The sequence below is a fragment of the Amycolatopsis sp. NPDC051372 genome, from assembly GCF_040682095.1.
Lineage (GTDB): Bacteria > Actinomycetota > Actinomycetes > Mycobacteriales > Pseudonocardiaceae > Amycolatopsis.
In genome coordinates, this window is sequence record NZ_JBFBAF010000107.1 from 1 (window position 1) to 1,341 (window position 1,341).

The following is a 1,341-nucleotide window of genomic DNA, read 5'->3' on the forward strand; positions in this document are numbered from 1 at the left end:
TAACTTTAATAAGGAGATATACCATGGGCAGCAGCCATCACCATCATCACCACAGCCAGGATCCGGGGGACGAAAACCTCTATTTCCAGTCGGCCAGTCGTCTGTCGTCCCCGCCGCAGGACCGGCCCCGGCCCGGGCCCGCCGCGTCCCAGGAGCCGTACACCGGCGGGGCGCTAGTGGTCGAGAAGAAGGCCCTCGCGGGTCAGCCGGAGCTCGCCTCGGCGGTGGCCGGTCTGGAGAGCGCGTACGGCCGGGAGGGCGGACTGCCGGGCCGCGACATCGCCCCGCTGATCTTCCTGGGCGCGGGCCGCACGGCGTACTTCAACTTCTCGGTCCGGGACGACGCCATGCTCACCTGGAGCTACGTCGGCCCGACCGAGGAGATGCCCGCCCTGGCCACGGAGTTCGTGCGCTACGGGCAGGCGCACGGCCTGGCCGCGAACATCGTCTCGCTGATCCGCCTGGAGGAGGTGGACGGCGTCCGGTTCACCGCCACCCCCTTCGGGGCGCTCCAACGACTCGAGGGGATCAAGGACTTCAGCCTCGAGGGCGGCCGGATGCAGCGGCTTCGCTACGCGGTCCGCAAGTTCGAGAAGGCCGGCACGTGCCGGACCGAGGAGTACGCCGTCGGCTCCGACCCGCGTACCGACCAGGAGATCACCACGCTGATCGACCGGTGGTCGGCGGCCAAGGAGATGGTGAACCCGTACGTCTCGACTGTCCGGGACGAGATCGGCCGCGGCATTCTCGCCGCACGGCACCGGATGTTCCTCACCTATCTGGACGACCGGATGGTCAGCGCCGTCATCGTCACCAAGATTCCCTCCGAGGACGGCTATCTGCTCGACCTCGAGTTCTATCCCGAGGACGCGCCGCTCGGCAGCCTCGACCACACCGTCGTGAAGATCATCGAGCGGACGGCGGCGGAGGGCTGCACCGTCTTCAGCTTCGGCGGCAGCTTCGGCGCCAAGGTCTGCGAGTCGCCCAACGCCGCGCCGGAGGCCGAGGCCGCCCTCACGGAGCTGCGCTCGCGCGGCATCTTCACCGGTGACGGCAACCTGCGTTTCAAGAACAAGTTCCGTACGGAGAATCTGCCGCTGTATCTGTGCCAGCCCGCGGACGCGGAGCGCACCGATGTCTCCCGGCTGATCCTGATGATCGCCAACCCGGAGGTGGGCGGCGACCGCGCGCCCACGGCCCCGACCGCCCTGGCAGCCCCGGCTCCGCGCGAGGCCCCTGCAGCACCGTAACATTTAAGTAAGTACTCGAGTCTGGTAAAGAAACCGCTGCTGCGAAATTTGAACGCCAGCACATGGACTCGTCTACTAGCGCAGCTTAATT

The 1,341-nt window shown here is 67.3% G+C and carries 1 protein-coding gene; it reads left to right on the forward strand.

Going from position 1 to position 1,341, the window contains the following annotated elements; translation table 11 throughout:
- A partial coding sequence (locus AB0M56_RS50585; protein WP_364190865.1) for a GNAT family N-acetyltransferase occupies nt 1-1,250 on the forward strand: 1,250 nt, incomplete at its 5' end.
- Nucleotides 1,251-1,341 lie beyond the last annotated feature (91 nt).